Annotated in this window: 7 protein-coding genes; 6 read left to right on the top strand and 1 reads right to left on the bottom strand. The window is 40.2% G+C overall.

From position 1 onward, the window contains the following. The 6 genes from FWE37_08200 to FWE37_08175 form a co-directional block, all read left to right on the top strand. Positions 1 to 1,087, top strand: a 1,087-nt coding sequence (locus tag FWE37_08200) for a hypothetical protein (GenBank protein MCL2520960.1), incomplete at its 5' end; no start/stop codon positions are given. 106 nt (positions 1,088 to 1,193) lie between these two features. After that, on the top strand, positions 1,194 to 2,102 hold the full coding sequence (locus FWE37_08195; protein ID MCL2520959.1) for an ABC transporter substrate-binding protein: 909 nt from the start codon (positions 1,194 to 1,196) through the stop codon (positions 2,100 to 2,102). A 115-nt stretch (positions 2,103 to 2,217) separates the two neighbouring features. Beyond that, positions 2,218 to 3,753, top strand: coding sequence for a hypothetical protein (locus FWE37_08190; protein MCL2520958.1), 1,536 nt, complete (start codon positions 2,218 to 2,220; stop codon positions 3,751 to 3,753). A gap of 46 nt (positions 3,754 to 3,799) precedes the next feature. Continuing rightward, a complete protein-coding gene (locus FWE37_08185) occupies positions 3,800 to 5,518 on the top strand; it encodes a DUF115 domain-containing protein (protein MCL2520957.1) in 1,719 nt (572 codons plus the stop codon). Continuing rightward, on the top strand, positions 5,487 to 6,398 hold the full coding sequence (locus FWE37_08180; GenBank protein MCL2520956.1) for an RluA family pseudouridine synthase: 912 nt from the start codon (positions 5,487 to 5,489) through the stop codon (positions 6,396 to 6,398). The genes FWE37_08185 and FWE37_08180 overlap by 32 nt, the downstream gene beginning before the upstream one ends. 31 nt (positions 6,399 to 6,429) lie before the next feature. Further along, a complete protein-coding gene (locus FWE37_08175) occupies positions 6,430 to 7,254 on the top strand; it encodes a ZIP family metal transporter (GenBank protein ID MCL2520955.1) in 825 nt (274 codons plus the stop codon). Here FWE37_08175 and FWE37_08170 read toward each other — a convergent pair. Then, positions 7,251 to 8,174, bottom strand: coding sequence for a ribonuclease Z (locus tag FWE37_08170; protein ID MCL2520954.1), 924 nt, complete (start codon positions 8,172 to 8,174; stop codon positions 7,251 to 7,253). The genes FWE37_08175 and FWE37_08170 overlap by 4 nt on opposite strands. Between the last annotated feature and the right edge of the window lie 329 nt (positions 8,175 to 8,503).

Raw genomic sequence — 8,503 nt, 5'->3', positions numbered from 1 at the left:
ATTTTATTATGCCTGTTTTTTAGCTTTATGCGGTTTTATGCTGTTAGTTTCTGGTATGAGATTAGCCTATGGCACATTTCAAGCTAGTAATCTTTTTCTTTTAGTTTGCCCCTTTTTAGCTATCGCCTTTTATAAAGGCTGGTTTTGGCTTATCCCTTTAGTGGCGATGGGCTTTATTTGGGGATTTAACGATGCCGCCATAGGTTATTTTTTATTACCGCTTTTTATGTTACAGGCCAAAAACTTTAAACCATTGCTTAGCCTTGTTGTTTTTCTATTTATCCTTATTAATGTAGCGGCACAGCTGCTCTTTTTCCCCATAGAATGGCCTGTAGCAGCTATTGTGGTTACCGCTTACTTAGCGGTATTTTTGGCCGTTATCGAGGTGAGAGAGTTATTTAAATTAAAACGAGGGCTCTTTTTTGCCCTTTACTTTACTTATTTTATCATAACTTTAACCTTAGCTTTTATTGCCGTTTACTTTTATAGTTGGTCTAATATAGTACTTTTTTCAGTGCCGTTATTTGTGGCGGCCTTATGCTTTAAATCTGTCTATATTATTGTTCCTACTATATTTTTATGGGTATTAGCCTTTGCCGCAACTAACGGGGCCGGTATTGTTTTAGCTTTACTATTTGTGGTAAAACTCAAGCGGATACGCAGCTACTTGCTCCTTTTTTTATTTACACTAGCCAGCATTACCGCTGCCTATATAATTAATAACGTACATCTAGGTATTTTTTTAACACTTATTTTTGCCAGCTTTCCTACCTTTATAGCCGTATTGCATTTTAAAAGGCTGCTTCCGCTTGATGGCAAAATGATTGTAACCTTTATAATAGTTCAAAATGTTTGGCTAACTCCCGAGCAAACCAGTATATTTACTTGGTGTTATGTTCACGGCAAGGCCGATAAAGAGGTGCCAATCCCCGGTATGACCGACCCCAAAGAAATATCTACTAAAGTAATTCAGGAAAGGCAAAAAGCCAAAGTAACTAACCGCTGCTCTTCTAAAGAGTTAGCTGCCAGCGTAAAAGCCGGCGCCGTTAAAATACTAAAAGAAGGCCAAAAGGTGCCTCAAGATTAAAGGCAGGGTAGTTACCCTGTCCTTAATCTATCTTTTTTTTATTGCCGAAATGCCTCCGGCAGCCGACTGCCCTTGCAGTTATTGGCATAATCTGTTAAAGTAAACTATGCGTAAAATTTATCTTGTATTACTTTTATCGGTGCAAAGTTTATGGGGACTGGATAATTTTAGGCTGGGTATCGGCTTTATCCCGCACGTACAGTTTACCCCGCTTTATGTGGGTATAACAATGGGGTTTTTTGCCGAAGAAGGTATTAACCTAGAGCTAGATTATATTATGGGCGCCGATTTAACCTCTTTATTGCTGAGCGGCCAGCTAACGGCCATTTTAACCGATGGCGACCACGCTTTAATCGCCGCCAGCAGCGGCCTGCCGGTAAGGGCCTTTGCTCAATATTACCGCAGCAGTCCGCTTTCTATCGCCAGCATAAACGCTCATGTGCAAAGCCCCGGCGACCTAAGGGGTAGGGTTATCGGCACGCCAGAGCTGTACGGCTCGTCTTATATTGCTTTACGCGAGTTTTTGCGTTATCATAATTTAGAAGGGGCCGTAACTATAGAGCGGATTGGGTTTACCCAGCTGGCTATGCTGCAAAGCGGTCATATTGATGCAGCGGTAACTTTTGCCAACCACGAAAATGTTATTTTGGCCGAACTGCCCGGCTTTATCCACTTTGATTTGCGCAATTTTTCTAATTTAGTGGGGGCGGCCTTTGTTACCGGCAGCAACCAAATTAACAATAACGCCGATTTGTTTATCCGTTTTAACCGGGCTTTAGCCAAAAGCTTGCAATTTACCCGGCAAAACCGGCAGCTTGCTTACAGCATTTTTGAGGCCTTTGTGCCGGCAGCTCATAACGAGCTAACTTTTAGGATATTAGAGGCCACCTTGCCTTATTTTAGTTTAGATGGTACCTTAAATAGTAGCTACTACAGTTACACTTTGCAAATTTTGGCCGGATTAAATATGTTAAACGGAACGGTAAACTTAGCTAATTTTTTGTGGCAACCCTAAATTTGCCAACTTTTAAAGTTATTAGCCTAAATTACCCGATATATTATTAAGTAATTGTATGCACTAAGCCTTATAAAGGCGATAGAGTAACTAACTATCGATTTGGATAAAGAAAATGAGTGAACCAAAAAAAGGATTAATTGCCCGTCTTATAGATATGCTTTTTAGCGGTAACGATACAGAGCGCGAAAAAAAGCGTATGCTTAAAAGTTTTGAAGACCAATTAAAAAAACGCAGTAAATTTTACCGTGTAGCCAGCCACGAATTAACCCCGCAGGCCGGTAAGTTTTTTTATGATATTTATAATATTACTACAAATGCAAGGCTATTGTTACGAAATGTTAGTAAATCGGAACAACTTAAAAGTATTGTTATCGAATCTTTTCTCGATGACAACCGTAAGCAAATGGTAAGCCAGCTTACCGCCGAAAATTTAAAAAATAGGGCCATTGGCCGTAATGTCAACGAGCTGCAAAATGAACTTAAACAAGAACTTAAAGCTATTACCAGCTTTTTAGAAAGCTCCAGTGTGGTGGGGCAAATTAATTTTAGCTACGCCTATATGCAAGCCTTCAGCGATTTTATTAACTTTGACTATTTTCATTTATTAAAACAATTTGATGCTAAAATGATGGAAAAAAACCCAAGTTATAAACCTAAATTTGAGGCCGCTAACGTTAAATTTTTAATGGACGATTTAAACGATTTTTTACATGTAGCTCAACCCATTCCCAGCGAAAGTAACTGGGAAAAAATCTTTGATATTTTACAAAACTACCGTAATACCGAACTTATCGACCGGGCCGCTTGGCGTAAAATGGTGGATTCCTTAAGCGAGCTTTTAAAGAGTGAAACCATCGAGCTTATCTTACGCACCGTAAAAGAAGACCCATTTTACGAAGTTAAAGTTAATATTTTAGCTACCGATATTGTTAAGCCTTATGTAAACCGTATTAAAACACAGGTGGAAGGGTACATCAAGCAGCTTGGCCAATACGAAAAAAGCAAAGCCGTTAGCAAAATTTTATCGGAAGTTTTTGGCACCAACAACCTCCCCAGCTACCTAGAAAATTATAACGCCGCCAAAAGCGAGCAAATGTTTACCGGTCAAGATGTTGCCGGCTATACCTTTGCCGAGCCGCTTAATGCCTTAGTAGCCTTTGCCGAAGATTTTTTAAAAAAAGATATAAAAATGCTGATAGATTTATTAATTTTAAAAGGTAAATGGTCGCAAAATATTCATTATAAAGATTTTTCTAACGCTTTTCAAGAACTGCTTAAAAACTGCGACCTTATTTATAAATTTGATAAAGCGCACGGCGAAGAAGCCAGCCAAATGATGCGCTTGCGTAATGCCCTGCGCTCCAGCAGCAATAATAAATCTACCTCTAATACCGTAAGCGGTATCTTAAGCGAAATTAACGATAGCGCTAAAGAGCTAATCATCGATGCCGCCCAATATTATGTGGTAATTGGCCGCTGCCTGAAAAGTTATATTGATGACTTTAAATTACAGCCTAAAAGCGAAATTATTATTAACTGGCGCGAAATAGAAAAAAATGCCGAAAGACCGCTCGGTCGTTTTATGGTAGAAATTTACACGCGTATTTATTATCTTATCCAAATGCTGCAACATTATAGCCGAGAGTAATTAGAAGAAACCATAAGTTTTTCTAATTACTAGTTGAGAATTGAAAGTGGATAAAAAAGAGCTGCTTAACCAACCAAAAATTTTTAAAAAAAATTTAGCGGCTTTTAGCCTAAATTTTCCGGCTATTAATTGGCCGGCTCTTAAACCAAACGCTAAGGCCCAGCTAAACGCTAGTAAAAATGGCCAAATTAACTTTTTAATAGCTAATAAAGCCGTTCATTCCACCTATAACCCTTCAAACGAAGCCGTTAAGCAGTTAGAATCTTTTGATGACGAAGCCGACAGCTTTGTTGTTTTGGGGTTTGGCTTAGCTTATATAGTAGATGAATTACTTAAAAAAACCGAAACTAAAAAAATTTTTATCGCAGAGGGCGACTTAGAGCTCTTTTGCTGGTTATTACAACATAAAGATTTTACGCCGTATCTTAATAATAAGCAAATAATCTTTCTGTTTAATCACAACAACACCGAGTTGGAAGAATTATGGCATAACCATAGCATACAGCAGCCGCAGATAATTATTAACCGCGCTTTATACGATAATCATGCTTATTTAGCGCAAGTTGATAAAGCTTTAGTTAATTATCTTAGTAAAACTGCTACCAACCGGATTACTCTTAAAAAAAATGGCCGCCTGTGGTTGCGCAATTTAGCCGCTAACAGCCGGCTGTTAAGTAAGGCCGGCTCCATCAAAGAGGCTTTTGGCCGTTTTAATTACCCTACAACCTTAGTAGCGGCCGGTGTAAGCTTAGAAAACATTTTGCCTTACTTTAAAGAAATTTATGAACGCTCCTTAATTGTAGTGGTAGATACCGCTTATCGTGTTTTGTTAAAACACGGTTTTGAAGCCGATTTTGTGGTAGCCAGCGATAGCAGTTATTGGAATAGCCGTCATCTTGACGGCTGTGGCGGCCATCAAGGTATTTTGGTGGGTGAGCTGGGGCTTTACCCTACAGTTTACCGGCAAAATTTTAAATTGTTACTTTGTCAAAGTTTTTTTCCGCTGGCTCGCTTTTTTGAGCAACCTTTGGTTGACAATGGCCATTTACTTTCGGGCGGGAGTGTGGCGACAACGGCCTTTAATTTATGCCGGCAACTAGGAACCAGCTCTATTTATTTAACAGGGCTAGATTTAGCTTTTACCAGCCCTAAACCGCATGCTCGCAGCTGCCGCTTTGAAGAATGGGCGGTAGCCGATAGTAATCGCCTTAAACCGCTTAACAATTTTTTATATGCTATGAGCCACTCGGCGAATAGCCTTTATGTAAAGGCCAATAACGGCGGGTTAGTCCGTACTGATGAACGTATGGAGCTTTACCGCCGCTGGTTTAGTCAACAAGCTGCCGAGGTGGCTATCTACAATTTAAGCGATGGAGTGGCTATCGGCAGCCCGGCGAGCCTTGAGCAACTGCTGGCTTTACCGCCTATCCGCCCGCAAATTGAGGCCGATTTGGCAAAGTTACCGCTTTTAGCGGCACAATCAACTGAATTAGCTTTAAAAATTAAAATTAGACAAAATTACTTCGCCGATGTTTTTACGGCTTTAGCTAACTTTGCTCTGCAATTTAAAGAGGCTTTAGAAAAAGGAGTCACCATAACAGAGCTACAAAATAAATTAACATCGTTACAAAGTGATGAAATGTTAAATTTACTTTTTGCTCACGAGTTTACCGGCCTAGCCGACAACCCTACCGGTCAGCTAGCCGGCCAATTAGCCGCCACCAGCCACAATTATGCCCAACTCTTTAGCCGAAGTTATCACTAAAGTTGCCGCCGCTAACGATGCCGGCAAACGTTTCGATAAAGTAGCGCGTAAGGCCTTTAACTGGCTGCCGCTTAGTACCATCTTTAAATCTATAAGAACCGGTGAACTGCTTCTTAATGGCCACAAGACCAAACCCGATACCATCATTCAAGCCGGTGATAGCTTGCAGTTAAAACTCAATCATAAATTACAGTTAATAAATAATCAACAAGAAATCAACCCTCACCTTCCTGTTGCTAAGGGGCCTTTACTCGAAATAATTTATCAAAACACCGATGTAGTAATTATTAACAAAGCTTACGGCCTTAAGGTACACGATGGAGCAGAGAGTGTGCAAAAACTTATTTTAAATCAAATTAACTATGAACCTAGCTTAAGTTTTAATCCGGCCCCCGTCCATCGGCTAGACCGTAATACTAGCGGCCTGCTGGTAATTGCTAAAACGGTAAGCGGCGCTAGGCTTTTTGGCCAACATCAAGCCGATAGTTTTATTATTAAAAAATATTTAGCTGTCCTTAAAGGAAAAATTAAAGATGATATTTGGCAAGATTATCTTAGTTATAAAGATGGTAAAAGCTATGCTTATGCTCAAGGCAGTTATGCCGAAACCAAAGTTACCGCCCTAGCTTACCAAGATGGACTAACTTTAGCGCAATTACAATTAAAAACCGGCCGCAGCCATCAAATTCGCTGCCAAGCTGCTCTACATGGCAGCCCGCTGCTAAATGATGTTAAATATGGGGCCGGCGGCAACGGCCATTATCTATTGCATGCCTATTATCTAGAAGATATCGCCGCTAACCCGCTTTTTCCGGCTTTAACTCACCTGCCGGCATTTTGTCATAAATTCTTAAAAAATACTAAATTATTTTTTAATTAATCTTATTACTTTTATCACCGATTATGTAACTATGCAAAACTTTTTAAATTTATCACCGGTTATCCAAGCTTTATTGGCCGGCAGTGTAGCTTGGTTATCTACTACACTAGGGGCCGGCTTGGTATTTTTCTTTAAAGATATTAAACGCAGCTTATTAGACACTATTTTAGGGTTTGCCGCCGGTGTGATGGTGGCGGCCAGCTGCTTTGGCTTGTTAATACCGGCTTTTAATTTTAGCGAAGAACTGGGGCAACACCTTTGGTTAATGCCTTTGTTCGGTTTTTTAATTGGCGCCGCTGCTCTACGATTATTAGATATAGTTTTACCGCACCTTCACCCCAGTTTAAAAAATAACTACCAACAAGAAGGTCCTAAAAGTAAACTTAAACGTAGTTTCTTAATGGTGATAGCTCTTACTTTGCATAATATTCCCGAAGGTCTTGCTATTGGGGTAATTATTGGTGCGGCCGGCAGTGCTTTAGCTTTAGGGTTTGATGCCAATGCCACCTTAGCTGGAGCCCTTTCCCTGACTTTAGCGATTACTATTCAAAATTTACCGGAAGGTTTTGCGGTGGCCGTTCCTTTACGCAAAGAGGGACTAAGCCGCAGGAAAGCCTTTGCTCTTGGCAGTGCCAGTGGGATTGTCGAGCCTATAATGGCCGTCATCGGGGCTTTATTGGTAGTAACTATGCAAAATCTCTTACCCTTTGCCCTAGCCTTTGCGGCCGGAGCTATGATTTATGTAGTGGTAGAAGAAATTATCCCCGAAATGCATAGCGGCCAGCACGGCCACTTTGCCACCTTTGGTTTTATTATTGGTTTTGCTTTAATTATGTTATTAGATGTAATACTTTAATCGGTATTAGGTATAGTAATAGCCATGCGGTCACGACACAAAAAAGTATTTTTACTATTTTTTCTGGCTTCATCTAATAATAAACCAAGCTCTTTATCGTGGTAGCGCGGGCTATAATGGATAAGGCCGGTACTAAGGGCCGCCGCCTCTTTAGCAACAAGACCGGCTTGATAAGCCGTCATGTGCCGTTTTTCTTCGGCTTGCTCTTCCATACCTTCCCCAAACATACCTTCACAAATAAGTAAATTACTGTTTTTTACATATTTAGCTATCCCTTCATGGTAGAGGGTATCGGTTACAAAACTAAATTTTCGGCCGCTACGCGGCGGCCCCATTACCTCGCTGGGGTTAATAATACGGCCGTTAAACTCGACAGGTTCACCACGCTGCAAGGTTCCCCATAACGGCCCGGCCGGAATGTTAAGAGCCAATGCTTTATCAGGATAAAAAATACCGGGACGCTCATCTTCGATTAAAGTGTAACCAACGCAAGGTTTAGTATGCTTTAAAGGAAAACTTTGTATGGTAAAGCCTTCGCCTTTAAAAACCTCTTGCGGATTAGATGGGTCAATCTCTATAACAATTATTTGATAGTTAATATACATATCTAAGCTGGCCCGGTTGCTTTCGATGTAATGTTTAATTTTAGGCGGACCAATAATATAAAGCGGCTCGTTTCTGTCTACTTGGCTGCTTAACATTAAGATACCGGGCAATCCGGTTACGTGGTCGGCATGGGTATGGCTAATAAAAATGGCATCAATTTTTTTCCATTTTAGATTAAGACGGCGCAGCGAAACCTGCGTGCCTTCGCCGCAATCAAATAAAAATAACGACCCTTCGCGCCGAAGCAGCACACTGGTAAGGTAACGTCCCGGTAGCGGCATCATACCGCCGGTGCCCAAAATAAAAGCTTCCATAAGGGGTTATCTTAGCATAATCTGCGGCAAGTGTAAAGTAAGTTTTATAGCCAGCAACTATCATGCCAAAGTTTAGGTAATACTACATCAAATAAATTAAAAAAATATCAAAATTTTCTAAAATATTTTCTCAAGTGAAAAAACAGTAACCCATAATTGAGTAGTGGTAAGTGAAAGGTGAAAGGTGAAAGGTGAAAGGTGAAAGATGAAAGATGAAAGGTGAAAGATGAAAATTAAGAATTAAAAAGCTATCCACTTTCAGTTTTCACCTTTCAGTTATCAATTATTTACATTTAAGGAGTAAAAAATGTTAGATACCACAGGGTTAT

Source organism: Spirochaetaceae bacterium (assembly GCA_009784515.1).
Lineage (GTDB): Bacteria > Spirochaetota > Spirochaetia > WRBN01 > WRBN01 > WRBN01.
This window is presented reverse-complemented; position numbering and strand designations above follow the sequence as displayed.

Coding starts and splice junctions, on each gene's coding strand:
- FWE37_08195 (MCL2520959.1), top strand. CDS start 1,194: ATGCGTAAAATTTATCTTGTATTACTTTTATCGGTGCAAAGTTTATGG.
- FWE37_08190 (MCL2520958.1), top strand. CDS start 2,218: ATGAGTGAACCAAAAAAAGGATTAATTGCCCGTCTTATAGATATGCTT.
- FWE37_08180 (MCL2520956.1), top strand. CDS start 5,487: ATGCCCAACTCTTTAGCCGAAGTTATCACTAAAGTTGCCGCCGCTAAC.
- FWE37_08175 (MCL2520955.1), top strand. CDS start 6,430: ATGCAAAACTTTTTAAATTTATCACCGGTTATCCAAGCTTTATTGGCC.
- FWE37_08170 (MCL2520954.1), bottom strand. CDS start 8,174: ATGGAAGCTTTTATTTTGGGCACCGGCGGTATGATGCCGCTACCGGGA.